Raw genomic sequence first — 25409 nt, 5'->3', positions numbered from 1 at the left:
CATCCCCCGGACGGCGGATTGCCGAACGGGGCCCCGACCAGGAGGCAATTTCTGGAAACCCCCTGTCACCGTGTGCCGTAACCGCTCTACCATCGGCTTATCCGTAGCAGGCTCCCCTCCGTTTCTGCCCGACGGCTCGTCAGCATGCCGAGCCCCAAGCCCTACGGAGCATCGGGGGATGCACATGAACAGCGTTCCGCAGCACCTGCTGAGCGAGGACCGCCAGGACTACGAGCGGATCCTCGATGAGGCGCTGCGCTCCGCACCACACCGTCCGGATCTGGCCGCTGTGGGACAGCGGCTCAACCCCGAACAGCTGCGCACCATGGCGCTGAACGCCACCGCCCTCATCACCGCGGCGGCGGCCACCGAGTACTTCCACTACGTGAAGGTCCGCGAGAAACTGCGCCGGCCGGCGCCGTCCACCCCGTCCGTCCACGAGAGCACCGCCGGCGTCACGGAGCCGGACGCGGACGTCCTGGGGCTCGCCGCGACCGTGGGAGAGGCCACCGCGAGCGCCGGAGCCGGTGCCGTCGCCGCGGTGCTCGCTCCCTTCCTCGCCGGTGCCGCCGCGGCGATCTTCCTGCTCGTGGGCTACATCCTCAAGATGGTCAACCCCGACCAGGCGTTCGCCCGGACCCTCCTGATCACGGGGTGGGTGTTCGGCGCGGTGACCGCGGCGGCGATCCTGATCGCCGCGATCGGCCTGCTGGTCACCGCCCTGCGCAACAGCGCCTCCGATCACGCGGCGGGCGCCCGGGCGGAGTTGACGGCGGAGGTGGCCCGGGCCAGGGAGGCCTGGCACGAGGCGCTGCTGGAGCGCGGCATCCTGCCGTTCCTCCGTGAGGCGCTCAGCGACCCGGGCGCGGCCGCGCTGAGCCGGAAGACGCCGGAACCGACACCCAGCCGCATTCCGCACCTCGGCTACGACCGTCCGGGCTTCAGCAGCCCCGAGAGCGGCCCCGCAGCGGGCCCGCGCCCCAGTTTCAGCAGCCCGGACTTCACCAGCCCGGACTTCGGGGGACCGGAGCACCAGCCGGAGTGAGGGGCCCCCTCCCGTCTCCGATGTTCCCTCGGGGGACTCCGGGGAAAGACGAACGCCGTCCGGGAACGTAACCGTTCAGGACGGCGTTCACCTCTTCCTCGGGACGGACGCCGGAAACAGCCCACCATGACCGCTGCGGACTTTCACTCCTGATTCACCATATCGACAGAACGGTTTCGATTCCGGCCCCACGGCGTACCGAAAGCATCCGACGCCGCACATTCCCAGCACGCCACGTATGGTTTCCAGCGAAGATCGTTTTCGTCTGTGCGACCTGCCCACGCCGGGGCTGGGAAAAGGAATCGAATGTTCACCTTTGTCATACCCGCTTACAACGAAGAAGCCACCGTGGCGACGATCGTCGAGCAAGCGCGCTCCGCCGCACACCCCGGCGACCGTGTCCTGGTCGTCGACAGTGCGTCGACCGACGACACCGCGACGGAGGCAGCCAGGGCCGGGGCAGAGGTCCTGCGCGGACCGCGCGGCAAGGGCGCGGCGATGAACGCGGCTCTCGCGGAGGTCCGGACCGAGTGGGTCTGCTTCCTCGACGCCGATCTCGTGTCGTCGAAGGACAATGTGCCGGCCGTGCTGCGCGACGCCGCGGCATCCGGCACCGCCGCCCACATCGTCGGCGACTACGAATACGATTACCCCGGGACGATACTGAGTTCCACATTCACCATCTACGAACCCCTGACCGCCGAGCTCTTTCCGGAGGTCGGATTCCTCGGCGCCAATTCCTTGACTGGATACCGGGCGATCAGGACGGAGCACATCCGGAAAACGTTGCCGGCCGACTTCGGTGTAGAGGCATTCCTCAACATTTCCATCGCCCTCGACGGTGGTACGGCGAGCGTCTGTCACCTTGGCATCATCGAGAGCCGGTTCCGCTACAACGGCGGCAGCATGGCCCACGAGATCGGCAGGGCGATCCTGGACATGGCCGTGGCGCATGGCCGACTGCGGCCGCAGGAGCGGCCCGCCTGGGATTCTTGGCTCGACGAGGGAGTGGCAGCCATCACCCCGCAGAAGGCGGACAGCGGCAGATCGGCCACCCTGGCACGTCTGTTCACCGCGGCCCGCCGACCGATGCCGCCGCGAAAGCAGGACCGATCGGCCTGAGCCACTCGCGAACTCGGGCCTGCGAGGCGACGTCATGAGGCAGCCGCAGAGGGCCCCAGCCATGACCGGGGCCCCTGTTGCCGGCCGCGGGCTACTCCGCCAACGGCAGATACACGCGGTTCCCCGCCGCCGCGAACTCCTTCGACTTCTGGGCCATGCCCTCCTCGATCTCCTTCCGGGTGCCACCGTGTTCGCGGCGGATGTCCTGGGAGATCTTCATCGAGCAGAACTTCGGTCCGCACATCGAGCAGAAGTGGGCCGTCTTGGCCGGCTCTGCCGGAAGCGTCTCGTCGTGGAATTCACGGGCCGTGTCCGGGTCGAGCGCCAGGTTGAACTGGTCCTCCCAGCGGAACTCGAAGCGCGCGTCGGACAGCGCGTCGTCCCACTCCTGCGCGCCCGGGTGCCCCTTGGCGAGGTCGGCTGCGTGGGCGGCGATCTTGTAGGTGATGACGCCGGTCTTGACGTCGTCGCGGTTGGGCAGCCCCAAGTGCTCCTTGGGCGTGACGTAGCAGAGCATGGCCGTGCCCCACCAGGCGATCATCGCGGCACCTATGCCGGAGGTGATGTGGTCGTACGCCGGCGCGATGTCCGTCGTCAGCGGCCCGAGCGTATAGAACGGAGCTTCATCGCAGATCTCCTGCTGCAGGTCGATGTTCTCCTTGATCTTGTGCATCGGGACGTGCCCCGGGCCTTCGATCATGGTCTGTACGTTGAAACGCCGGGCGATCCGGTTGAGTTCCCCGAGCGTGCGCAGTTCCGCGAACTGCGCCTCGTCGTTGGCGTCCGCGATCGAGCCCGGCCGCAGGCCGTCGCCGAGCGAGTACGTGACGTCGTACGCCGCCAGGATCTCGCACAGTTCCTCGAAGTTCTCATAGAGGAACGACTCCTTGTGGTGCGCCAGGCACCAGGCCGCCATGATCGAGCCGCCCCGCGACACGATGCCGGTCTTGCGGTTCGCGGTCAGCGGCACATACGGCAGACGCACGCCCGCGTGCACCGTCATGTAGTCCACGCCCTGCTCGGCCTGTTCGATGACCGTGTCCTTGTAGATCTCCCAGGTCAGCTCCTCGGCCTTCCCGTCGACCTTCTCCAGGGCCTGATAGAGCGGCACCGTGCCGATCGGTACGGGCGAGTTGCGCAGCACCCACTCGCGCGTGGTGTGGATGTTGCGGCCGGTCGACAGGTCCATGACCGTGTCGGCGCCCCAGCGGGTGGCCCAGGTCATCTTCTCGACCTCCTCCTCGATGGAGGAGGTCACCGCGGAGTTGCCGATGTTGGCATTGACCTTCACCAGGAACCGCTTACCGATGATCATCGGCTCGGTCTCCGCGTGGTTGACGTTCGCGGGGAGAACGGCGCGACCCGCCGCGATCTCCTCGCGTACGACCTCTGGGGAGACGTTCTCCCGGATCGCCACGAACTCCATCTCGGGGGTGATCTCGCCGCGCCGTGCGTAGGCGAGCTGGGTGACCGCCTTGCCGTCACGGCTACGGCGCGGCTGACGCGGCCGTCCCGGGAACACCGCGTCGAGGTTGCGGAGCCCGCCACGGGGCGCGGTGTGCTTGATCCCGTCGTCCTCGGGGCGGACGGGGCGACCGGTGTACTCCGCGGTGTCGCCGCGGGCGATGATCCAGTTCTCCCGCAGCGGTGCCAGACCCCTGCGGACATCGGTCTCGACGAGTGGATCGGTGTACGGGCCGGAGGTGTCGTACAGGGCGATGGACCGCCCGTTGGTGAGGTGCACCTGGCGGACCGGCACCCGCAGATCGGGGCGCGAACCCCCGACGTATGCCTTGTGCCAGCCGATGGACTTCCCGGCCTCCTGGGGCTGTTCACCCTGGACGGAGGCAGGCGTGCGTGCGTCCTTCATGGTCATGAGACCTACTCCCTACGCCGGCATTACCCGGTAACAGGTTCAGCGGTCGACGCAGCGGTTTCCGCCGGCGATGTTCCACGTGAAACATCGCGTCTGCGGAGGTCAGCGCCCTCTCAGCCCGGTGCTCCGAGCTCCCGCGTGTGCAAAGGTCCCCTCACGCTAGCGTCTAATTACACGAGCTGAACAGTGGGCCTTGCGCCTTCTTGCGATGATCGGTCGGTGACCACGACGCAGTATCCGCCCCCGCCCCCCTCCTCAGAGCCGCCCCATGGCCATGGCCCAGGCGACAGACACGGCCATGGACGGGGAGGTGGCCATGGCCCCGGAGACGGGCGCGGGCCCGGCCCCGGAGGTGGCCGCGATCATGGATCCGGCGGTGGACACGGCCACTCCCACAGCCATGGCCCCGCGGCCCCCGTGTCGCGGCACCTGCGCAGAGTCATCGCCGCGATCCTCATCCCGTTCACCGCGGCGGTCGTGGTGGGTCTCGTGGTGCTGTGGCCCGGCGGTGTCCCGCCGCACAAGCGCACCGGCGTCGGCTTCGACCGGCAGACCCAGCAGGCCACGGTCACCAGGGTCGTGGAGGTGGACTGCAAGTCCGTGAACGCCTCGGGTGGGACCCCGACCGGCGACACCTCCACCGCCGAGGGCTCCTCGGCCCAGCAGCAGGCCGCCGGCACCTGCAAGAAGGCGACAGTTCGCGTCGACACCGGCGCGGACCAGGGCCGCACCTTCACGGAGGTCGTCCAGCCGGACCAGTCACGCCAGTTGCATCAGGGCGAGAAGGTCGTGGTCGCCTACGAGCCCTCCGCTCCCAGGGAACTGCAGTACTCGGTGGCCGATGTGAACCGCAAGTTCCCCATGGCGCTGCTCGCCGGGATCTTCGCCGTCGCCGTGGTGATCGTGGGCCGGATGCGCGGTGTCATGGCACTCGTCGCACTGGCCGTCAGCTTCCTGGTGCTGAACCTCTTCATCCTGCCGGCGATCCTGCAGGGCTCGAATCCGCTGCTCGTGGCCGTGGTCGGATCGAGCGCCATCATGCTGATCGCCCTCTACATGTGCCACGGTCTCTCGGCCCGCACCTCCGTAGCGGTGCTCGGCACGCTCATCTCGCTGTCACTGATCGGTGTGCTGGGCTCGCAGTTCATCAGCTGGGCCGCACTCACGGGCAACACGGACGACAACACCGGTCTGATCCACGGTCTCTACCCGCACATCGACATGAGCGGTCTGCTGCTCGCCGGCGTCATCATCGGTTCGCTGGGTGTCCTCGACGACGTGACGGTGACACAGACGTCGGCGGTCTGGGAACTGCATGAGGCGAATCCGTCGATGGGCTGGCGTGGCCTGTACCGTGCGGGCATCCGCATCGGCCGCGACCACATCGCCTCGGTCGTCAACACCCTGGTCCTGGCATACGCGGGCGCCGCCCTGCCCCTGCTGCTGCTCTTCTCGATCGCGCAGAGCAGTGTCGTCACCGTCGCCAACAGCGAACTGGTCGCCGAGGAGATCGTGCGCACCCTCGTCGGTTCGATCGGCCTGGTCGCCTCGGTTCCGGTGACCACGGCCCTGGCCGCCCTCGTGGTCGCGGCCGACCGCCCGGGTACGACCGCCGCCCCGGCCGCGGCACCGGCCCGTAGTGGACGGGGACGCCGCCGCAAGCGGTGAGACGCACCGGGCCGGACGGCCACGCAGAAGCGTTACGGCGCCCACTGCGCCGCCCGCAGAAACGCTACGGCACCCGCCGAGGCCCCGTACGCCTGCGAGGAACCGTTACGGCACCCAACCGACCCCTACCGTCGGCGAGGAACCGTTACGGCGCCGTACGCCGCCTCAGCCCGTGCTCTGCTCCTCCGCCAGGATCCGGTCCAGCGCCTCGTCCAGATGCGCGTCGAAGTCCGCGAGGGAGCCCTCCTGCCCGAGCGGCACCAGCTTGTCCGTGCGATCGAGGAAGGCCACGAGCGGCACCGCACCGGACCGGAACAGCGCCCGGTCACCGCCCACCTGCAGCCGGATCAGCACATCTCCGAAGGCGTCCGGCTCGGCGGGCGCGATGTGCACGTCCCCGTCGCCGCACGGCCGACCCACCCCGTCGACCAGCAGCTCACGTCCGAACGCCCAGGTCACCGGCGCATCGCCAGGCAAGTGGAAGGTCAGCCGCACGGCATAGGGATCGCAGGTCTCGTAGTAAAGCTCCACCGGAATGCGGAATGACAGCTCCTCCGACACGAGAAAGCTCATCATGACCTCTGCCTGTACCGACTCGCGCATCGCCTACCCCGTCAGTAGCCGTCGACTGGCCAGGAATGACCCCCTGACACCTGCTGGAAGTTTGCTGAACGTACACGGCAGATCACAAGGAGTGAGTTTTCAGATGCTGATAGAGAGGGGGAGTGTCCCCAGCAGTCTCCCGATCTCCGCCTGCAGCTGACGTGCCGCCGGGAGCAGCCGGTCGGCCTGGTGCGAGGGCAGGGAGATGGCCACCGCCGCAGCCGTCGCTCCGGCCGTCAGGGGAACCGCGGCACAGGACGTCCCGAGCGCGTACTCCTGGCGCTCGATGACGGGTTCCATGCGTCCCAGCCCCTCCAGCCGCCGCAGAAACGCCCGCCCGTCACGCACCGTGTACGGCGTGATCGACTGCACCGGGTACCGAGCGAGGTGGTCACGGCGGGCCTCGTCGTCGAGCTGGGAGAGCAGGCACTGGCCGATCGCGTGGGCATGTGCGGTCTCCCGGAAGTCGGCCCACTCCTCGACCGCCGGGGTGCCCGGACTGTCGGCAACACTGAGGACCTCGATCTCACCCTCGCGATACACCGCGTAGTACACAGGGGCGCCGATCGAATCACGCCATCGTGCGAGCGCGTCGTTCACCATGCTGCGACGTTTCTGCTGGGCTGCGCTGCCGCTCAGCCGCTCGGCCGCCTCACCGAGGAAGAACAGGCCCTTCTCCCGGCGCAGATAGCCCTCGTGGGTCAGAGTGCGCAGCAGGTGATACGCGGTGGGCAGCGCCAGGCCGACCTCACGGGCCAGCTGTTTGGCGGGGGCCCCGTACTCACGGTCGGCGACGGCCTCCAGCAGCCGCATCGCCCGCTGCACGGATCCGATGAGTGTGGTGGACTGCGGTTGCGCGGGCTGGAGGTGCGCCTCCGCCGGTGACGAGCGTCGCTGTGCGGGCGGGGCGGGTGAGTCCGCGGGTGCGGTGCCAACCGTGGCCAAAGGTCACTCCCGGAGCGCGAGATGGGCCTCCCGCGCGAGAACACGGGAGGGGATGCGCCGCGCACGGGGCCTGCCGCGCGCCGAGTTCCGGACTCTAACGGTCTGCCGCCGCCCGCCGACGGCATCCCCGGGAAAACTTCCCTCGCCCGAGGGAACCCCAGCTTCCTGTTACCGGGCTCCTGTTACGGACATCTCCCCGGCAACTCCCGTACGACGCAGGGGCCATCGGCTCACCCCGCTCCGGGACCGCTCACCAGTCGCCGCGGGACGACGAGCTCGACATGAACTTCCGTACGACGTAGATCAGTCCGCCGACCAGGGCGACGAAGAGCAGCACCTTGAACAGCAGCCCGATGACGAAGCCGATGACGGTCGCGATCACGCCGCCGAAGACGACCAGGGCGATGACCGGCACCGCGACCCACTTCACCCACCACGGCAAACCCGCGAAGATCTCTCGCATCGCCTTGTCCTTGTCTCTTGGCCCGTCGCCCCGCCTACCGTCCGGGGCTGTGCTTCCGGGTCCTTCGATGTCCTGCTTCGATGCTAGGACCGCCAGGGGGCGCAACGGGGCACGCGCATCCCCTGTCCGCCCCTGATCGTCCCCCTAGGGAACCCCGAGACGGGCCTCAGCTCTCGGGCGGAGAGAACACCACCAGAACCCTCAGGTCCTCGGTGATGTGGTGGAACTTGTGGGCGACCCCGGCGGGCACGTACACCACACTGCCACGCCCGACCTGGGTGGTCTCCAGGCCGACGGTGATCGAGGCACGCCCGCTGACGACGACGTACACCTCGTCCTGCTGATGCGGCTTCTGTGGGTCCAAGTCGCCCGCGCCGAGCGCGTAGAGGCCGACCGACATGTTCCGCTCCCTCAGGAACTGCAGGTAGGCACCGTCGTTGGCGGCGCGCTCCGCCTCCAGTTCGTCCAGCCGGAATGCCTTCATCGCCCTTGTCCGCCCTCGCTCGGTACTCGCCTCTGGTCGCGTCTGTCACGATCAGACACATGAAGAATTTCGTAGTCAAGACGCTCGCCAACGCGGGGGCCCTGGCCGTCGCGGTCTGGCTGCTCGACAAGATCACCCTGACGGGTTCCGGCACCGGCAAGAAGATCGGCACGCTGATCGTCGTCGCGCTGCTCTTCGGCCTGGTGAACTTCCTGGTCAAGCCGATCGTGAAGGTGCTGACCTTCCCGCTGTTCATCCTGACGCTCGGCCTCATAACCTTGGTCGTCAACGCCCTGATGCTGCTGCTCACCTCGTGGCTGGCGGGCAAGCTGAATCTGAGCTTCCATGTCGAGGGCTTCTGGACCGCCGTCCTCGGAGGCCTGATCATCTCGATCGTCTCCTGGGCGCTGCACATCGTGCTGCCCGACGACAAGGACTGATGAGCCCCATGACCTACCGCGTCTGCTTCGTCTGCACCGGCAACATCTGCCGCTCCCCGATGGCCGAATCCGTCTTCCGCGCAAGGGTGGAGGAGGCCGGTCTCGACGAGCTGGTGGAGGTCGACAGCGCGGGCACGGGTGACTGGCACGAGGGGGACGGCGCCGATCCGCGCGCCGTCGCCGTGCTGGAGGACAACGGCTATGACAGCAATCACATCGCTCGCCAGTTCCGGCCTTCCTGGTTCTCACGCCTCGACCTCGTGATCGCCCTCGACTCCGGCCATCTCAAGGTCCTGCGCCGTCTCGCGCCCACCCCGGAGGACGCGGCGAAGGTCCGGCTCCTGCGCTCGTACGACCCGGCCGCCGACGACGACCTCGACGTACCGGACCCGTACTACGGGGGGATGGAGGGATTCGAGGCGTGTCTTGAGATGGTGGAGGCGGCGAGCCCCGGCCTGCTCGCCGCCGTACGCGAGCATGTGGAGGGACAGGCAGCATGACGTCAGGGGATGTCGACACGTCCGGTGCGGGGATGGGCGACGGTACGCGCGCGGTGCGGGCGGGACTGCCCGAGCCGGTCAAGCACGAGCCGACCCTTCCGGGTCCCGTCTTCGCCGCGCACTTCCACCTGCCCGGCGAGCCGACCGGCCCGTACGCCTACGGCCGTGACGAGAACCCCACCTGGACGCATCTGGAGCGCGCCATCGGCGAGCTGGAGGCGCCCGGCGAGGACGACGTCGAGACGCTCGCCTTCGCCTCCGGCATGGCGGCGATCTCGGCCGTCCTCTTCTCCCAACTGCGCGCCGGCGACGCAGTGGTGCTGCCCGCGGACGGCTACCAGGTGCTGCCGCTGGTACGCGAGCAGCTGACCGCGTACGGCATCGAGGTGCGCACCGCGCCGACCGGCGACGACGCCCAGCTCGGCGTCCTCGACGGCGCGAAGCTGCTGTGGATCGAGACCCCCTCGAACCCGGGGCTCGACGTCTGTGACGTGCGGCGGCTCGTCGCCGCTGCCCATGCTCAGGGCACCCTCGTCGCCGTCGACAACACCCTGGCGACCCCGCTCGGCCAGCGGCCCCTCGAACTGGGCGCCGACTTCTCCGTGGCCAGCGGCACCAAGATGCTCACCGGGCACGGGGACCTCCTGCTCGGATACGTGGTGTCCCGCAACGCCGGTCCCATGACCTCCGTACGGCGCTGGCGCAAGATCGTCGGCGCGATCCCGGGCCCCATGGAGGCCTGGCTCGCGCACCGCTCGCTGGCCACGCTTCAGTTGCGCGCCGACCGGCAGACCGCCAACGCCCTCGCGGTCGCCGAAGCGCTGCGCGGCCGCTCCGAGGTGACCGGGCTGCGGTACCCGGGGCTGCCCGACGACCCCTCGCACAAGATCGCCGTGCGGCAGATGCGGCGCTTCGGGTGCGTGGTGTCGTTCTCGTTGCCCACACGCGCGCGTGCCGACCGTTTCCTGGACGCACTGCACATCGTTGACGAGGCGACCAGTTTCGGAGGGGTACGATCCACCGCCGAGCGGCGCGGACGCTGGGGCGGGGACGCGGTGCCAGAGGGCTTCATCCGTTTCTCGGCCGGTGCCGAGGACCCCGAGGACCTGGTGGCGGATGTGCTGCGTGCGCTGGACGAGTCGGCGCGGTGACCATGCCCTGAACGGTGGCCGGCGCATTCGCTCCGCACGGCCGGGACGACGGCGGGCTGCCTCGGGGTACCCCACTACGCACAACGGACGGTCCGAGCCTCCCCCCTCGTGGCTCGGACCGTCCCGGTTCCGCGCGCGAAGAACCGTGCAAACAAGGCTAGTTGACTCTGTGTCAGTGTCCAATCACAGTAGCGACAGAGACCTATCGACTTATTTATAGTTGGCCGCGGTCGGGGTGCTGGGAGGGGAGGGCGCACCATGGATTTGGCCCTGCTGCGCACCTTCGTGACCGTGCACCGGGCCGGTTCCTTCACCCGTGCGGCGGCGCTGCTCGGCCTCTCGCAGCCGGCGGTCACCTCCCAGATCCGCGCCCTGGAACGGCAACTGGGCCGTCCGCTCTTCCTGCGCCAGGCCCGCGGTGTCACCCCGACGACGATCGGCGACGAACTCGCGCACAAGGCCGCGCCCCATCTCGACGCTCTCGTGGAGATCGCCGAGACCGGGCTCGACGAGCAGTCGTCGCTGCGCAGCCTCCATCTGGCCGGGCCGCCGGAGTTCACGGCCGAGCGCGCCCTGCCCGCGCTCGCGGACCTGACCGACGATGACGGCCGGGGGCTCGCCCTGCGTGCCTCCTTCGGGAATACGGAGGAGACCCTTGAGGGGCTCGCGGCCGGACACCACGACCTGGCCATCACCACGGCACGGCCACGCGGCGCCCTGCTCACGGCCACCCCGCTCTGCGACGAGGAGCATGTACTGGTCGCGGCCCCGCGCTGGGCCTCCCGCATCGGCCCCGGCCGGCTGCGCCGCAGGGGCGCCTACGCGCTGGAGAACCTTCCGGTGGTGGAGGTGCACGAGTCACTGCCCTTCGTCGCCCGCTACTGGGCCTCCGTCTTCGACTCCCGCCCGGCCGCCTCCGGCACCGTCATCGTCCCCGATCTGCGCGCGGTCCTCGCCTGCGCTGCCACAGGCGCCGGGCTGGCCGTGCTGCCGCGCTATCTCTGTGCCTCAGCACTGGAGCGGGGCGACGTGGTGGCCCTGCACGAACCGGCGGTGCCTCCGCTGCGGACCTACTTCCTCGTGGTCCGCACCGGCACCCTGGCCATGCCCCATATCGCACGGGCGCACGAGTGGCTGCTGCGGACCTCGGCCGACTGGGGCTGACCGGTATCCGGGGATGGCGGCCCCTCGGCCGCGGTCCGCCCTGGTGCGCCACTCGAAGTTCACATGGACTTGGCCGCTGTGTGGGGCGGGCGATGTTTCACGTGGAACAGGCTGGGCCACATTTCACCCATGACCGTTCGCCCCGTGGTCAAGCGCACCGCCCGCGCCATCCTGCTCGATGGTGACGACCTGATTCTGATCAAGCGGACCAAGCCCGGCGTCGATCCCTACTGGGTCACTCCAGGAGGCGGGGTCGAGCCGTCGGACACGACCGTCGTCGAAGCGCTCCACCGCGAGGTGCACGAGGAACTCGGGGCAAAGATCATCGATGTGGTGCCGTGCTTCGTGGACACGGTCGAGCACATCGGTGAGGACGGCGGCTCGACCGGTGTGAAGGTCCAGCACTTCTTCGTCTGCCGTCTGGAGTCCATGGACGAGCGCCTGCGGCACGGGCCCGAGGTCGAGGAGCCCGCCGGCGAGTACGAGATCGTACGGGTGCCCTTCACCCGGGTCGGCATCGCGTCCGTCCATCTCGTACCCCTGTCACTGCGGCACTACCTCGACGGGAACATCGAGGGCGTACGGGCCATGCACGCACCCGACCTGGGCTGACATCCGGCAGGAGGAGGCACTCCTACGAGATGTGGGCCTCCGCCCCCACCAGTTCCTCCACCGAGTCGTGGCGGATGCGTTCCGACGGGATGCCGGCGTCCCTCAGCGCGTGCACACCGCTGCGGATCATGCCAGGCGGACCCGAGAGATACGCGTCGTACTCGCCCCACGGCCCGTACTTGCGAATGACGTCCGGAAGCTGCAGGTGCGCCTGCTCGTCGACGACGGGACGTACCGAAAGCCAGGGGTGGCTCTGCTGCAGCCGCAGCATGGTGTCGATGTCATACAGGTCGTGGTCGGTGCGGGCGCCGTAGAAGACCTCGACCGGGCGCCGCTCGCCGTGGTCGGCGACATCCTCGACCAAGGCCTTGATAGGTGCGATCCCGGTGCCACCGCCGAGGCAGAGCAGTCCGCTGTCGGTGGTGTGGTCGACGGTCATCGTGCCGGCGGGCGAGCCGAGACGGATGATGTCGCCGGGCCGGGCCCGGTGCACCAGTGCGTTGGAGACCCAGCCCGCCGGGACGGCCTTCACATGGAAGGAGAGCAGTCCGTCGGAGCGCGGCGCCGATGCGAAGGAGTAGTGCCGCCACACCCGCGGCCACCAGGGCGTCTCCAGGCTTGTGTACTGCCCGGCGAGGAACGGGTACGGCTGGTCGGGCCGGACGGTGATCACCGCTATGTCCGGGGTGCGGAGGTCGTGCGAGACGACCTCCGCGTGCCACCAGGCCGGGGCGTGCAGCTCGTCCGCGGCGGCCGCGTCGATCATCACCTGGGAGATCGTCGTGTACGCCCGCACCCAGGCAGCCTCGGTCTCCGCGTTCCAGATCGCGGCGGCGTACTTGCTCAGCGCCCCGATGAGGCACTCGCCGACCGCAGGGTAGTGCTCGGGCCGGGTTCCGTACTTACGGTGGCCACGGCCGAGGTTCTTCAGATACGCGACGAGGATGTCGGTGTTGTCGAGGTGTTCGGCCGCCGTCAGCAGCGCTCTGAGCAACCGGTCCCGCTGGGTGTCCATCGCGGCGGGGAACAGCGATCGCAGGTCCGGGTGGCGCACGAAGAGGAGAGCGTAGAAGTACGAGGTGACCTTGTCGGCGATCGGCCCGATCTCGGCCATGGTCCGCCGGATCAGCACGGCGTCGGGAGAGGCATTGGGGATGGATGCGGTCCCCTGAGGCGGGACCCGTGGCTCGGGCCGGGCATCCGTCTGCGGGACGTCGTGGGCGGCGGGGCGGCCCGCCTCGTGTGCGGGCTCCGGTTCGGCGCGAGGAGATTCCGTCGGTGCGGTCGCGCCCCGCGGCGTCCGGTCTATTCGCGGCGGCTCCGTCCCCGCACCGGGGTGTCGCCGGCCGACGGGACGGATCGCGGCCGGACGGCCGGCCTCGCGCGTCTCCTGCTCTCCGCTCGCGGGCGCCTGGGGCTTCTTGCGGGGAGTGAACCAGCCGCCCCCGCCGCTGCCGCCGGACGTGCCGTTGTCGGCCGACATGGTGGTCGGAGCGTCCATGGTGTGCCTCGCCTCGAACATCTTTCGGTAGGTCTGCGCACTTCCCCGGTCGGAGGGTGCCTGTTTCCCCCGCCGACTGCCTTGCTTTCCCCGTTGAGTCCCTGACGGCCAATGCGGCCACATTCAACCCGGAATTCCGCCGCGTACGGACAAGTAAGACGAGAGTGTGACATTGGCCGCAGTTCTCGCACCGCAGCATCCCACCCCGGGCCCACCCCCGGCCGCGTAACAGAGAATGCGGGTCTTCGACCTCTCCGTCCCGTTAGGCTGCACTGGCCTGCGTTCGCGTCCTGCGAGACGTGCGCACACCACACGGGACGCCAACCGGACTCGACCATACCGGTCACCGTCCCACAGACAAGTACCCCCGTGGCCCGCCCAGGAAGGGAGGGCCGGGGCGAACCCGGGTTTCCCTCAATTACCGGGCGCCCCGCACCAATTCATAGGCATCCCACAGATCCCGCCCGACATAGGAGTGGGTGGCGCGGCCCGCCAGATGCCGGTCGCCATTGACCGCGACGGATACCGGCACCGCGTCGAACAGGTCCTTGTCCGACATCGAGTCGCCATAGGCGACACAGTCGGCGCGCCGCACACCGAACTCCACGCAGAGCCGCTCCGCGATCCGCACCTTGGCCGCGGCGCTGAGTATTCCCGAAGGGTCCACCGCTTCCCGGAAGGGCAGCGCGGGGAAGCGGGAGCCGAACGCCGCATGCGCGCCCCACTCCGTCAGCCGCTCCACGAAGAAGGAGGGCGACAGGGAGACGACGGCGCAGTAGTCACCGTTCTCGCGGATCGCCGCCCACACCTCCTGGATGCGGGACAACCAGGGAGCCGCCACGAAGGCCGCGGTCACATGCGTCTCCGTGAGCTCCGACCAAAGGGCGTGCACCTGTGCCGCGTACTCCGGGGGACCGATGAGCCCGGTCGCGACCGCCCGGTCCAGTGCCACGGTCTCGGCCTCTAGGCCCAGTTGCCGGGATATCTCCACGGGGGCTGACGTCCCGTGCAACAACGTCCCGTCGAGATCGAAGAGATGAAGCCTCGCCATGGGCGAGGAGGCTAACGGCCACCTCCCCCGGCATCACAGGCACACCCTGGTTGTGCCCGGCCGTGACCGGTCATCGGCCGACTGCCGACCGATCGTGGCCGAAGCCACGCCGTTTCACGTGAAACATCCGTCCCTGTACCGCGCTGTGCTGTTCTGTCGGGCATGACATGGCCAAAAGCGTGTGCGCTCCACCGCAAACAGGTGGACGCCAGTGGCACATGTCAGACAGCCTGACCTGCGTGTCGACACCTGCCCTCGCCGATCTGCCCATCCGCCGTCTGACGCACCGCGATCTCCACGCCTGCGCCGACCTGTCCGAGGACCGGGGCTGGCCCCGGGAGGAACACAAGTGGGGGCTGCTGCTCGCCGCCGGAAAGGGTTACGGCATCGACGATCCCGAGGGTGGTCTCGTCACCGCCTGTGTCGTGACCGGGTACGGGACCGGGGACCGTCCGGATCTGTGCGCCATCGGCATGGTCCTCGTCGCCGAGCGGCATGCCCGCCAGGGGGTCGGCCGCCGACTGATGCGCCATGTGGTGGCTGAGGCAGGCACCACCCCGCTCACCCTCTACGCAACCCCGTACGGACGTCCTCTCTACGAGGAACTGGGTTTCAAGGTCACCGGCACCTCGGAAATGGTGCGCGGGCACTTCAGGGCCGGTGGACCCTGCTCCGCCGTCGCCACACGTCCCGCCACCGGGGAGGACCTCTCCACCCTGGTCCGGCTCGACGAGGAGGTCTTCGGTGCCGACCGCACGCATCTGATCACGCGGCTGCCCGCCTTCGCCGACCAGTTGCGCGTCGCCGAGGAGGGCGGGCGGATCACCGGGTACGCGGCCCTCTGGCCCAACATGGACACCCATGTCGTGGGACCACTCGTCGCCCGCGACACGGAGACGACGAAAGCCCTCGTCGCGTCCCTCGCCGCCCACACGGACCGGCCGCTGCGCACCGACGTGGACGTGCGGCACGAGGCTCTGCTGACCTGGTTGAAGGAGCATGGGCTCACCTCCGTCGGCTTCAACGCGGTGATGACGTACGGGACCCCCGACCTGCCCGGCGACTGGACACGGCGCTTCGCTCCGCTGACGGTGGCGGCCGGCTGAATCCACAGGAACGGGAAGCGCGTGCCGTCTCGCCGGGAAGAATACTTGCATACGCGTGCTACATGCTATCGCCGGATATTGCGGTGGTGCTCTATCCTGGAAGGGAGCCGCTCCGGGACGGAGGAGAACGCCATGACAGCGACGGACCCCGCGCTCACCGCCCTTGCTCAAGGCTGGTGCGCCCTCTCCCTGCTGCACGGGAGGATCGAGGCACACATCGAGCGGGCCCTCCAGGCCAAGCACGGCCTGAGCGTGCGGGAGTACTCGCTGCTCGATGTGCTCAGTCGGCAGCACGACGGCGAAGGCGGCATGCTGCAGATGAAGCAGGTCGCCGATGCGGTGGTCCTCAGCCAGAGCGCCACGACCCGTCTGGTCACGCGCCTTGAGGACCGCGGCCTGCTCTCGCGCTACCTTTGTACGCACGACCGGCGCGGTATCTACACCAGCGTCAGCGAGTCCGGGCTCGCGCTCCTGGAAGAGGCCCGCCCCACCAATGACGCCGCCCTTCGCGAGGCACTCGACGAGGCGGCGAAGAACCCCGAGTTGGCTCCTCTGGTCCGGGTGGTCGAGTCGCTCAAAGTGCCCACGTAGGACCGCGCCTCCTGTCGGCCCGAGGGAGCGCCGGCCCGCATAGGGTGCCCCCCATGGGAGATCTTGAGATACGCCCCGCCGTCACGGACGACGTCCCGGCGATCGTGGCCCTGCTCGCCGACGATCCGCTGGGCGCCCGTCGTGAGTCCCCGGACGACCTGACGCCCTACCTGAACGCCCTGGAGCGGCTGAGCGGCGATCCGAACCAGCATCTGGTGGTCGCCGTACGCGACGGCCGTGTCGTGGGCACCCTCCAGCTCACGATCATTCCCGGCCTGTCCCGCAAGGGTGCGACCCGCTCGCTCATCGAGGCCGTGCGCATCCACGCCGACGAGCGTGGCGCCGGTCTGGGTACACAGCTGATCGAGTGGGCGGTCGAGGAATCCCGCCGCCAGGACTGCCGGTTGGTCCAGCTGACCTCCGACGCCACCCGTACCGACGCCCACCGCTTCTACGAGCGTCTGGGCTTCGAGGCGTCACACGTGGGCTTCAAGCGGACGCTCTGACACCCCTCAAGGACCCGCTCAGGGTGCAGGGGCCTGTTTCACGTGAAACGGGCCCCTGTATGACGGCGGGCGGCGTCTATCGAGTGCCACCCCAGCCCTCGGGGTCCACTCCACCGGGCACCGCAGCCCCGTCGTCGTACGGCTGCCGCGTGAACACGAATGACCCGAGGTCCAGATGGCTCACGGATCCGTCCGGCCTCCGTACAGCCTTCAGAAGCTCTCCCGCGTAGTAGCCGTCGAGCCCGGTCCACGTGCCGTCCCCGTTCGGGCGCAGCCGTGCGTGTCGACCCACACCGGAGAGCGGTTCCAGAGAGACACCGCCGTCGGCCGTCAGCCGCAGCAGATAGCCCTGGGTGCCCCAGTACCACTGCCCCGTCAGCTCCAGGACCGCCCGGTCGACATCGGACACCGGCCGCCACGGCTCCGGGATCCGGGGTTCCGCCTCGGCCACAATGCCCACAAGATCGGCGGCGACACCGGAAACCAGCGGACCTGCGGTGCAGTTGGCCAGCACGACGGCCGCCACATCGTCCTCGACGCTGAAGGTGAGGCTCGCGAGGAAGCCCGGCAGGGAGCCGGAGTGCCCGACCAGCAGGCGGCCGTCCCGGTGCCGGAACTCCAGCCCGAGACCGTAGGCATAGCCTGCCGCCAGGTCCGCGGCCTCGGACGGCGCGGCGGGCGTCCGCATCTCCTGGACGGCCTCAGCGCTCAGGACCCGGTCGTCACCGCGGGCCAGGAACACCGCGAAGCGCGCCAAGTCACCGGTGGTTGACCACAGTTGACCGGCCGGGGTCATCCGCCCGAGGTCCTCGGCGGGCTCCGGGAGCATCACATCGGCCCACGGATGCACGGCCCAGCCACCCGCGTGCGGAGCCTGCGGCTGGACACTCGTCCGGTGCAGGCCCAGGGGCCCGAGCACTTCGCGTCGCAGCACGTCCTCCCAAGGGGCCCCGCGACGCTCCTCGACCAGGGCGCCCAGGAGCGTATAGCCGGGGTTGGAGTAGTGGAACCTGCGGCCGACCGGATGCCGCAGGGGCTGCTCACCCAGCACATCAACGAGTTCTGGGCGCAGCGAGCCCGGCGTGCGCTCCCACCACGGGGCGGGCGACTCGGCCGCCAGACCACCCGTGTGCGAGAGCAGTTCCGCGATGGTCGCCTCCCCCGCTCCGGTGCCGGGCAGATACTTCTCCAGCGCATCCCCGAGGTCCAGCAGCCCCTCGTCCCGCAACCGCAGCACGAGAACCGCGGTGAAGGTCTTGGTGATCGAGCCGATCCGGTACTGCACGTTCTCGTCCGGGGCGTGGCCGTCCACACAGGTGCGCGAGCCATGCCACACCGTCCGCCCGTCCCGGACGACCGCCGCCACCAACGAGGGGGCTCTTCCCTCGGCCTGTGCCACGGCGATGCGGTGCAACAGGGCCCGGTGGGTGGCGGGAAGCAGCTCGTCCTGAGATGTCGTCATGGGCACAGTCCACCCGGCCCCACATGCCGCGTCGAGTGCATTTCCTTCGGCGCCGCGCACAGGAAGGACGACGGGTCAGGTCTGCGCCATGTCCACGAAACGGGAGTAGTGGCCCTGGAAGGCGACCGTGATCGTCGCCGTCGGGCCGTTTCGGTGCTTGCCGACGATGATGTCCGCCTCGCCCGCGCGCGGCGACTCCTTCTCGTAGGCGTCCTCACGGTGCAGCAGGATCACCATGTCGGCGTCCTGCTCGATCGAGCCGGACTCACGCAGGTCGGACACCATGGGCTTCTTGTCCGTGCGCTGCTCGGGGCCTCGGTTCAGCTGCGAGAGCGCGATCACCGGTAGCTCCAGCTCCTTGGCCAGCAGCTTCAGATTTCGCGACATCTCGGAGACTTCCTGCTGCCGGCTCTCGGACCGCTTGGATCCCGACTGCATCAGCTGCAGATAGTCGATGACGACCAGCTTCAGGTCGTTGCGCTGCTTCAGGCGCCGGCACTTGGCGCGGATCTCCATCATCGAGAGGTTCGGCGAGTCGTCGATGTAGAGGGGGGCGGCCGAGACGTCCGGCATACGGCGCGCGAGCCGGGTCCAGTCCTCGTCCGTCATCGTGCCCGACCGCATGTGGTGCAGGGCCACGCGGGCTTCCGCGGACAGCAGACGCATCGCGATCTCGTTGCGGCCCATTTCGAGCGAGAAGATCACGCTCGGCAGGTTGTGCTTGATGGACGCCGCCCGCGCGAAGTCCAGAGCGAGCGTCGACTTACCCATGGCCGGGCGGGCCGCGATGATGATCATCTGGCCGGGGTGCAGGCCATTGGTGAGCTGGTCGAGGTCGGTGAAGCCGGTCGGTACGCCGGTCATCTCCCCCGACCGCGAGCCGATCGCCTCGATCTCGTCGAGCGCGCCCTCCATGATGTCGCTGAGCGGCAGATAGTCCTCGGCCGTCCGCTGCTCGGTGACCGCGAAGATCTCCGCCTGGGCGCTGTTGACGATCTCGTCGATGTCGCCGTCGGCCGCGTACCCCATCTGTGTGATGCGTGTGCCCGCTTCCACCAGGCGGCGCAGGACCGCGCGCTCGTGCACGATCTGCGCGTAGTACTCGGCGTTCGCCGCGGTCGGCACCGTCTGCACCAGCGTGTGCAGATACGAGGCACCGCCGACCTTGGTGATCTCGCCGCGTTTGGTCAGCTCGGCCGCGACCGTGATGGGGTCGGCCGGCTCGCCCTTCGCGTACAGGTCGAGGATCGCCTGATAGATCGTCTCGTGCGCGGGCCGGTAGAAGTCATGGCCCTTGAGGACCTCGACGACGTCCGCGATGGCGTCCTTGGACAGGAGCATGCCGCCGAGGACGGACTGCTCGGCGTCCAGGTCCTGTGGCGGAACGCGCTCGAAGGAGGGGCCGGAGCCGTCCCAGGAGCCACTGTCCGGGCCTCGTTCGTGCTGCTCGTCACGGCCCGGGCCACCGTCGCGTCGCCGGCGGGAGGCGGGGACACGATCGCTGGGCCCGCTGTCGGCCCACGGATCGTCCAAGGGCTCGGAAATGCTCACCGGGCCGCCTCCTCCCGTCCGCCGCGCGGACCTCGCCGTGCCCCTCATTTCTAGGACACGACACTGACAAACTGAGAGGCCCAGCTCCGGTTCAGACGCGTCGGTTCTGCGCGATTTCCGAGCACGGAGGGGGAGTGGGCGCCGGACCACGGTAGGCCCGTCGGCACCGTCAGCCAATCTGGTTATCCACAGGCCATGTGGACGACGGCCCCGATGCTGTGGAGAACTCCGCAAAACCTGTGCACGACACGGTGGACAGCCCTGTGAACAAGCCCTCAGTGACCTCATCACACCCGCCCTGAGCTGCGTCTTTCCCGTCCACTGGCTGTGCAGAAGAAAAACTTCACCTCTCGGGCCAAGATCGCCGCGAACGGTGCACAGCACCACACCCCGCCGACCAGGAAGTAAGGGACAATAGCCCATCACATCTCTTACCTGTGGACGATTAGATTGGTGGCCATGACACCCGCTCTCGCGCCACCCGGCGCCACTCGACGCCGGCACGACCGGGAGATCGTCGCGCTGGCCGTTCCGGCCTTCGGCGCACTCGTCGCGGAACCCCTCTTCGTGATGGCCGACAGCGCGATCGTCGGCCACCTCGGCACCGCGCAGCTGGCCGGCCTCGGCGTGGCCTCGGCGCTGCTGACCACCGCGGTGAGCGTGTTCGTGTTCCTCGCATACGCCACCACGGCCGCAGTCGCGCGCAGGGTCGGCGCGGGCGATCTCAGAGCCGCCATCCGCCAGGGCATGGACGGCATCTGGCTGGCTCTGCTGCTCGGTATCGCCGTCATCGTCGTCGTCCTGCCCACGGCGCCCGGGATCGTGGACCTCTTCGGAGCCTCGCAGACCGCCGCCCCGTACGCCACGACATATCTGCGGATCTCGGCACTCGGCATCCCCGCAATGCTGATCGTGCTCGCCGCGACCGGTGTCCTGCGCGGACTGCAGGACACGAGGACACCGCTGTACGTCGCCATCGCGGGCTTCATCGCGAACGCGGCCCTCAACGCGGGGCTCGTCTACGGTGCCGGCCTGGGCATCGCCGGTTCCGCCTGGGGCACCGTCATCGCCCAGTGCGGCATGGCCGCTGTCTATCTCTACGTCGTCGTCCATGGCGCCCTCCGACACGGCGCTTCACTTCGACCGGACGCGGCCGGGATACGTGCCTGCGCTCAGGCGGGAGTGCCCCTGCTGGTGCGAACCCTCTCGCTACGGGCGATCCTGATGATCGCCACAGCAGTCGCCGCCAGGCTCGGGGACGCCGACATCGCCGCGCACCAGATCATCCTGTCGCTGTGGAGTCTGCTCGCCTTCGCCCTCGACGCGATCGCCATCGCCGGGCAGGCCATCATCGGCCGCTATCTCGGCGCAGACGACGCGGAGGGCGCCCGCGAGGCCTGCCGCCGCATGGTGCAGTGGGGTATCGCCGCCGGGATCGGGCTCGGATTCCTGGTCCTCGTCTCCCGCCCGCTCTTCCTGCCGCTGTTCACCGGTGACACGGCCGTCCACCATGCGGCCCTGCCCGCCTTGGCGCTCGTGGCCGTCGCGCAGCCCATCTGCGGCGTGGTCTTCGTGCTGGACGGCGTGCTCATGGGCGCGGGCGACGGAAGGTACCTCGCCTGGGCGATGGTGCTGACCCTGGCGGTCTTCGCTCCCGTGGCCCTGCTCGTGCCGGTCATCGGCGGCGGGCTCACCGCTCTGTGGGCGGCGATGACTCTGATGATGACCGTGCGGATGCTCACGCTGTGGCTGCGCGCTCGCTCGGGGCGCTGGATCGTGACGGGAGCGACACGCTGACGAGAAGGCGCATGGAGGAGGATGTGCACGGCGGCGCAGGCGCCACGAGGCATCGGCGAAAGCCGACAGCTCACCATGTTTCACGTGAAACAACGAGGCCCCGCACCTCCTGGTCGGACATTCGTTGGCAAGCGCAGAGGGCCGCACCCCGAAGGGTGCGGCCCTCTGTGTCGCTTCAGCGAGTGCTGCGCTCAGGCCGCGACGACCTCGATGTTGACCTTGGCGTCAACCTCGGGGTGCAGACGCACGGACGTCTGGTGCGAGCCCAGCGTCTTGATCGGCGAGCCCAGCTCAATGCGGCGCTTGTCGACCTCGGGGCCACCGGAGGCCTTGATCGCCGAGGCGATGTCGGCCGGGGTGACGGAACCGAACAGACGGCCGGCGTCGCCCGAGCGGACGGCCAGACGGACCTTCACACCTTCGAGCTGGGCCTTGACCTGGTTGGCCTGCTCGATGGTCTGGATCTCGTGGATCTTGCGAGCGCGACGGATCTGCTCGACGTCCTTCTCGCCACCCTTGGTCCAGCGGATCGCGAACTTCCGCGGGATCAGGTAGTTGCGAGCGTAACCGTCCTTGACGTCGACGACGTCGCCCGCGGCACCGAGGCCGGAGACCTCGTGGGTGAGGATGATCTTCATGAGTCGGTCACCCTTCCCTTATCGCGCGGTGGAGGTGTAGGGCAGCAGCGCCATCTCACGGCTGTTCTTGACGGCCGTGGCGACGTCACGCTGGTGCTGCGTGCAGTTGCCGGTCACGCGGCGGGCACGGATCTTGCCGCGGTCGGAAATGAACTTCCGCAGCATGTTCGTGTCCTTGTAGTCCACGTACGTGACCTTGTCCTTGCAAAAGGCGCAGACCTTCTTCTTCGGCTTGCGCACAGGCGGCTTCGCCATGGTGTTTCTCCTGTGTGATCAAGAAGTTGGGATACGGACCCACCCTCGACCCGGCCGGTCCCCAGGGACCCGGCACCGAGGCCTAGAAGGGGGGCTCGTCCGAGTAGCCGCCACCGCCGGAGCCACCGCCCCAGCCGCCGCCACCGCCCTGGCCACCGGCTGGAGCGCCGGTCGCCCACGGGTCGTCGGCCGGAGCGCCGCCCTGCTGACCGCCGCCGGGGCCACCGCCCCAGCCACCGCCACCTTGGCCGCCGCCCTGGCCGCCACCGCCGCCGTAACCGCCCTGGCCACCGCGGCCGGCGGTCTTGGTGACCTTGGCCGTGGCATTGCGCAGGCTGGCGCCGACTTCCTCGACGTCCAGCTCGTAGACCGTGCGCTTGACGCCCTCACGGTCCTCGTAGGACCGCTGCTTCAGCCGACCCTGCACGATCACGCGCATGCCTCGCTGGAGCGACTCGGCGACGTTCTCCGCCGCCTGGCGCCAGACCGAGCAGGTCAGGAACAGGCTCTCGCCGTCCTTCCACTCGTTCGTCTGGCGGTCGAAGGTGCGGGGAGTGGACGCGACGCGGAACTTCGCGACCGCCGCACCGGACGGGGTGAAGCGCAGCTCGGGGTCGTCGACAAGATTGCCGACGACCGTGATGACGGTCTCGCCTGCCATGGGGAACCTCTCGGCGGGTTTGCTGCTGGCTGCTTGTGCTGCTACTCGAATCCCGAGATCGCCTGAGCCGGAGGCTCAGTGGGTCTCGGGACGGAGGACCTTGGTCCGGAGGACCGACTCGTTCAGGTTCATCTGGCGGTCGAGCTCCTTGACGACCGCAGGCTGGGCCTGCAGGTCGATGACCGAGTAGATGCCCTCGGGCTTCTTCTTGATCTCGTACGAGAGACGACGACGGCCCCAGGTGTCGACCTTCTCGACCTTTCCGCCACCATCACGGACGACGGAAAGGAAGTTCTCGATCAGCGGGGAGACAGCGCGCTCCTCGAGATCGGGGTCGAGGATGACCATCACCTCGTAGTGACGCATGTGGAACCCACCTCCTCTGGACTCAGCGGCCACGGTCGTTCCGTGGCAGGAGGGTTGTGATGCGTACGCAACGGTATCGGCCGCCACTGACAATCGGGGCCAGTCGGCGGTTGACCCGGCTCGGCCTGGGCAGACACCGGTGCAGACGGTACAGAGTACCCGCACACGAGCTTCCGGTTGAAATCCGGCCGCCAAGGCCGTCAATCTGTACACATCGGGTGTGTATGGCGCTACGATGCGCCGCCTTCCGCAGGAGGTGCCCCATGGCACAGGTATTGCGACCCAACACCACCGGTTCCCTCTTCGCCACGGACGGCAAGGCCCATCCCGTCCAGGACACCTTTCTCGCGGTGACCCTGGTGCTCGGGGTCACCGCCTTCGTCACGGCGATGTTCCACAACCTGCATCTGATCAGCTCCTGGACCGGCCTGGTGGGGATCTTCACGGGTGCGTACGGGCAGTACATCTCGGTGACCACCCGCGAGCGCTTCGGACTGATCCTGGGACTCGGCGCCTCGGCCATCGGCTTCTTCCTCGGCATGGCCCACGGCGGTCTCTTCGGCGGTCTCTGATCCACGAGGTCACCGGCCGACCACGGGGCCCGCCGGACGACCCGGCGGTCACACAGGTTGGATGCGGCCAGACGGGGCGCTCGCAGGGCGCAGTAGGCTTCGGCGCGAGAGCCGGAGCCCCTGTACCCATGGGGACACACCAGCCCGAGGAGCGCCCCGAATGAGCCTGACCCTGAGGACGATCAGTCGCGAGCAGCATCTGGCGTACATCCAGAGCCTGCCGGCGGCGAGCCACATGCAGGTCCCGGCCTGGGCAGACGTCAAGGCGGAGTGGCGCTCCGAGAACCTCGGCTGGTTCGACAGGAACGGCGAACTCGTCGGCGTGGGCCTGGTGCTGTACCGCCAGCTGCCCAAGATCAAGCGCTATCTCGCGTACCTGCCCGAGGGTCCGGTCATCAACTGGTTCGCGCCGAACCTCGACGACTGGATCCAGCCGATGCTCGCGCACCTCAAGAACCAGGGCGCGTTCTCCGTGAAGATGGGCCCGCCGGTGATCATCCGGCGCTGGGAGGCCAACTCCATCAAGCAGGGCATCCAGAACCCGGACGTGAAGCGCCTGCGCGACATCGAGGCCGACTTCATCGAGCCACGTGCCTTCGAGGTGGCCGACAAGCTGCGCCGCATGGGCTGGCAGCAGGGGGAGGACGGCGGCGCCGGCTTCGGCGATGTGCAGCCCCGCTACGTCTACCAGGTGCCGCTCGCGAACCGCTCCCTGGAAGAGGTCCACAAGAACTTCAACCAGCTGTGGCGCCGCAACATCAAGAAGGCCGAGAAGGCCGGCGTCGAGGTGGTCCAGGGCGGTTACCAGGACCTTGAGGAATGGCAGCGGCTGTACGAGATCACGGCCGTGCGCGACCACTTCCGGCCCCGCCCGCTGTCGTACTTCCAGCGCATGTGGACGGCCCTCAACACCGAGGACCCCAACCGTATGCGGCTCTACTTCGCACGCCACAACGGCGTGAACCTGTCGGCGGCGACCATGCTGATCGTCGGCGGACACGTCTGGTACTCCTACGGCGCCTCCGACAACATCGGCCGTGAGGTCCGGCCCTCGAACGCGATGCAGTGGCGGATGCTGCGCGACGCCTACGCGCTCGGCGCCACCGTCTACGACCTGCGCGGCATCTCCGACTCGCTGGACGAGACGGACCACCTCTTCGGCCTGATCCAGTTCAAGGTGGGCACGGGCGGCCAGGCAGCCGAGTACCTGGGCGAGTGGGATTTCCCGCTCAACAAGCTGCTCCACAAGGCGCTCGACATCTACATGTCGCGCCGCTGA

At 68.7% G+C, this 25409-nt stretch carries 27 protein-coding genes and 1 riboswitch; of the genes, 14 read left to right on the top strand and 13 right to left on the bottom strand.

Features of this window, described 5'->3' with window-relative positions; genetic code table 11:
• Positions 1-178: 178 nt before the first annotated feature.
• Positions 179-1045, top strand: coding sequence for a hypothetical protein (locus ASC56_RS26115; protein ID WP_055493990.1), 867 nt, complete (start codon positions 179-181; stop codon positions 1043-1045).
• 306 nt (positions 1046-1351) lie between these two features.
• A complete protein-coding gene (locus tag ASC56_RS26110) occupies positions 1352-2167 on the top strand; it encodes a glycosyltransferase family 2 protein (protein ID WP_055493989.1) in 816 nt (271 codons plus the stop codon).
• A 91-nt stretch (positions 2168-2258) separates the two neighbouring features.
• Here the strand turns inward: ASC56_RS26110 and thiC are convergent, their stop codons facing one another.
• Positions 2259-4043 (bottom strand): phosphomethylpyrimidine synthase ThiC, encoded by a 1785-nt coding sequence (thiC, locus tag ASC56_RS26105; protein ID WP_055493988.1) that lies wholly within the window; start codon positions 4041-4043, stop codon positions 2259-2261.
• Positions 4036-4191, bottom strand: a riboswitch (TPP riboswitch). It overlaps the preceding gene by 8 nt.
• Positions 4192-4262: 71 nt before the next feature.
• On the opposite strand from thiC, the gene ASC56_RS26100 reads away from it, so the two are divergent.
• Positions 4263-5711 carry a YibE/F family protein gene (locus tag ASC56_RS26100; RefSeq protein ID WP_055493987.1) on the top strand — a complete coding sequence of 483 codons (1449 nt, stop codon included), beginning with the start codon at positions 4263-4265 and terminating at the stop codon, positions 5709-5711.
• A 165-nt stretch (positions 5712-5876) separates the two neighbouring features.
• On the opposite strand, the gene ASC56_RS26095 is transcribed toward ASC56_RS26100, so the two are convergent.
• The 4 genes from ASC56_RS26095 to ASC56_RS26080 form a co-directional block, all read right to left on the bottom strand.
• On the bottom strand, positions 5877-6314 hold the full coding sequence (locus ASC56_RS26095; RefSeq protein WP_055493986.1) for an SsgA family sporulation/cell division regulator: 438 nt from the start codon (positions 6312-6314) through the stop codon (positions 5877-5879).
• A 99-nt stretch (positions 6315-6413) separates the two neighbouring features.
• Entirely contained in the window at positions 6414-7259 is an 846-nt protein-coding gene (locus ASC56_RS26090) for an IclR family transcriptional regulator (protein ID WP_234377060.1), read from the bottom strand.
• 250 nt (positions 7260-7509) lie between these two features.
• On the bottom strand, positions 7510-7722 hold the full coding sequence (locus ASC56_RS26085) for a DUF5326 family protein (RefSeq protein WP_055493985.1): 213 nt from the start codon (positions 7720-7722) through the stop codon (positions 7510-7512).
• A gap of 166 nt (positions 7723-7888) precedes the next feature.
• The gene (locus ASC56_RS26080) at positions 7889-8206 is read right to left on the bottom strand and encodes a cupin domain-containing protein (RefSeq protein WP_055493984.1); all 318 of its coding nucleotides are present in this window, start codon (positions 8204-8206) and stop codon (positions 7889-7891) included.
• Positions 8207-8265: 59 nt separating this feature from the next.
• Between ASC56_RS26080 and ASC56_RS26075 the strand changes: the two genes are divergently transcribed.
• The 5 genes from ASC56_RS26075 to ASC56_RS26055 all read left to right on the top strand — a co-directional run bounded on the left by ASC56_RS26075 (position 8266) and on the right by ASC56_RS26055 (position 12073).
• Positions 8266-8646 carry a phage holin family protein gene (locus tag ASC56_RS26075; protein ID WP_055493983.1) on the top strand — a complete coding sequence of 127 codons (381 nt, stop codon included), beginning with the start codon at positions 8266-8268 and terminating at the stop codon, positions 8644-8646.
• 8 nt (positions 8647-8654) lie between these two features.
• Positions 8655-9146 carry a low molecular weight protein-tyrosine-phosphatase gene (locus tag ASC56_RS26070; RefSeq protein ID WP_055493982.1) on the top strand — a complete coding sequence of 164 codons (492 nt, stop codon included), beginning with the start codon at positions 8655-8657 and terminating at the stop codon, positions 9144-9146.
• Positions 9143-10297: a cystathionine gamma-lyase gene (locus tag ASC56_RS26065; protein ID WP_055493981.1), complete on the top strand. Its 1155-nt coding sequence runs from the start codon at positions 9143-9145 to the stop codon at positions 10295-10297. Before ASC56_RS26070 ends, ASC56_RS26065 begins: the two co-directional genes overlap by 4 nt.
• A 258-nt stretch (positions 10298-10555) precedes the next feature.
• Positions 10556-11461: a LysR family transcriptional regulator gene (locus ASC56_RS26060; RefSeq protein WP_055493980.1), complete on the top strand. Its 906-nt coding sequence runs from the start codon at positions 10556-10558 to the stop codon at positions 11459-11461.
• Between the two features lie 129 nt (positions 11462-11590).
• Complete coding sequence (locus tag ASC56_RS26055; RefSeq protein ID WP_055493979.1) at positions 11591-12073, top strand: NUDIX domain-containing protein; 483 nt, start codon at positions 11591-11593, stop codon at positions 12071-12073.
• Between the two features lie 22 nt (positions 12074-12095).
• Here the strand turns inward: ASC56_RS26055 and ASC56_RS26050 are convergent, their stop codons facing one another.
• Entirely contained in the window at positions 12096-13574 is a 1479-nt protein-coding gene (locus tag ASC56_RS26050; protein ID WP_234377059.1) for a globin domain-containing protein, read from the bottom strand.
• A gap of 418 nt (positions 13575-13992) precedes the next feature.
• A complete protein-coding gene (locus ASC56_RS26045; protein WP_055493978.1) occupies positions 13993-14625 on the bottom strand; it encodes an HAD family phosphatase in 633 nt (210 codons plus the stop codon).
• Positions 14626-14864: 239 nt separating this feature from the next.
• Here ASC56_RS26045 and ASC56_RS26040 point away from each other — a divergent pair, with 239 nt between their 5' ends.
• The 3 genes from ASC56_RS26040 (at position 14865) to ASC56_RS26030 (ending at position 16828) form a co-directional block, all read left to right on the top strand.
• Entirely contained in the window at positions 14865-15731 is an 867-nt protein-coding gene (locus ASC56_RS26040; protein ID WP_055494044.1) for a GNAT family N-acetyltransferase, read from the top strand.
• A 132-nt stretch (positions 15732-15863) separates the two neighbouring features.
• Complete coding sequence (locus ASC56_RS26035) at positions 15864-16322, top strand: MarR family winged helix-turn-helix transcriptional regulator (protein WP_055493977.1); 459 nt, start codon at positions 15864-15866, stop codon at positions 16320-16322.
• 53 nt (positions 16323-16375) lie between these two features.
• Complete coding sequence (locus ASC56_RS26030; RefSeq protein ID WP_055493976.1) at positions 16376-16828, top strand: GNAT family N-acetyltransferase; 453 nt, start codon at positions 16376-16378, stop codon at positions 16826-16828.
• A 76-nt stretch (positions 16829-16904) separates the two neighbouring features.
• Here ASC56_RS26030 and ASC56_RS26025 read toward each other — a convergent pair whose 3' ends face one another.
• Entirely contained in the window at positions 16905-18290 is a 1386-nt protein-coding gene (locus ASC56_RS26025; RefSeq protein ID WP_055493975.1) for a serine hydrolase, read from the bottom strand.
• A 75-nt stretch (positions 18291-18365) separates the two neighbouring features.
• Entirely contained in the window at positions 18366-19841 is a 1476-nt protein-coding gene (gene dnaB / locus ASC56_RS26020) for a replicative DNA helicase (RefSeq protein ID WP_055493974.1), read from the bottom strand.
• 459 nt (positions 19842-20300) lie between these two features.
• On the opposite strand from dnaB, the gene ASC56_RS26015 reads away from it, so the two are divergent.
• A complete protein-coding gene (locus ASC56_RS26015) occupies positions 20301-21638 on the top strand; it encodes an MATE family efflux transporter (protein ID WP_055494043.1) in 1338 nt (445 codons plus the stop codon).
• 191 nt (positions 21639-21829) lie between these two features.
• Here the strand turns inward: ASC56_RS26015 and rplI are convergent, their stop codons facing one another.
• The 4 genes from rplI to rpsF all read right to left on the bottom strand — a co-directional run bounded on the left by rplI (position 21830) and on the right by rpsF (position 23558).
• Entirely contained in the window at positions 21830-22276 is a 447-nt protein-coding gene (gene rplI, locus ASC56_RS26010; protein ID WP_055493973.1) for a 50S ribosomal protein L9, read from the bottom strand.
• Positions 22277-22294: 18 nt separating this feature from the next.
• Positions 22295-22531, bottom strand: coding sequence for a 30S ribosomal protein S18 (gene rpsR / locus ASC56_RS26005; protein WP_003949403.1), 237 nt, complete (start codon positions 22529-22531; stop codon positions 22295-22297).
• A gap of 82 nt (positions 22532-22613) precedes the next feature.
• On the bottom strand, positions 22614-23192 hold the full coding sequence (locus tag ASC56_RS26000; protein WP_055493972.1) for a single-stranded DNA-binding protein: 579 nt from the start codon (positions 23190-23192) through the stop codon (positions 22614-22616).
• A gap of 75 nt (positions 23193-23267) precedes the next feature.
• Entirely contained in the window at positions 23268-23558 is a 291-nt protein-coding gene (gene rpsF, locus ASC56_RS25995) for a 30S ribosomal protein S6 (protein ID WP_055493971.1), read from the bottom strand.
• A 263-nt stretch (positions 23559-23821) separates the two neighbouring features.
• Here rpsF and ASC56_RS25990 point away from each other — a divergent pair, with 263 nt between their 5' ends.
• The gene (locus ASC56_RS25990; RefSeq protein WP_055493970.1) at positions 23822-24130 is read left to right on the top strand and encodes a hypothetical protein; all 309 of its coding nucleotides are present in this window, start codon (positions 23822-23824) and stop codon (positions 24128-24130) included.
• 160 nt (positions 24131-24290) lie between these two features.
• The gene (gene femX / locus ASC56_RS25985) at positions 24291-25409 is read left to right on the top strand and encodes a peptidoglycan bridge formation glycyltransferase FemX (RefSeq protein ID WP_055493969.1); all 1119 of its coding nucleotides are present in this window, start codon (positions 24291-24293) and stop codon (positions 25407-25409) included.

Origin of the sequence: Streptomyces sp. TP-A0356 (assembly GCF_001417775.1) — a bacterium.
GTDB lineage: Bacteria > Actinomycetota > Actinomycetes > Streptomycetales > Streptomycetaceae > Streptomyces.
The sequence above is the reverse complement of the archived record's forward strand: the minus strand, read 5'-3'. Positions and strand labels throughout refer to the sequence as shown.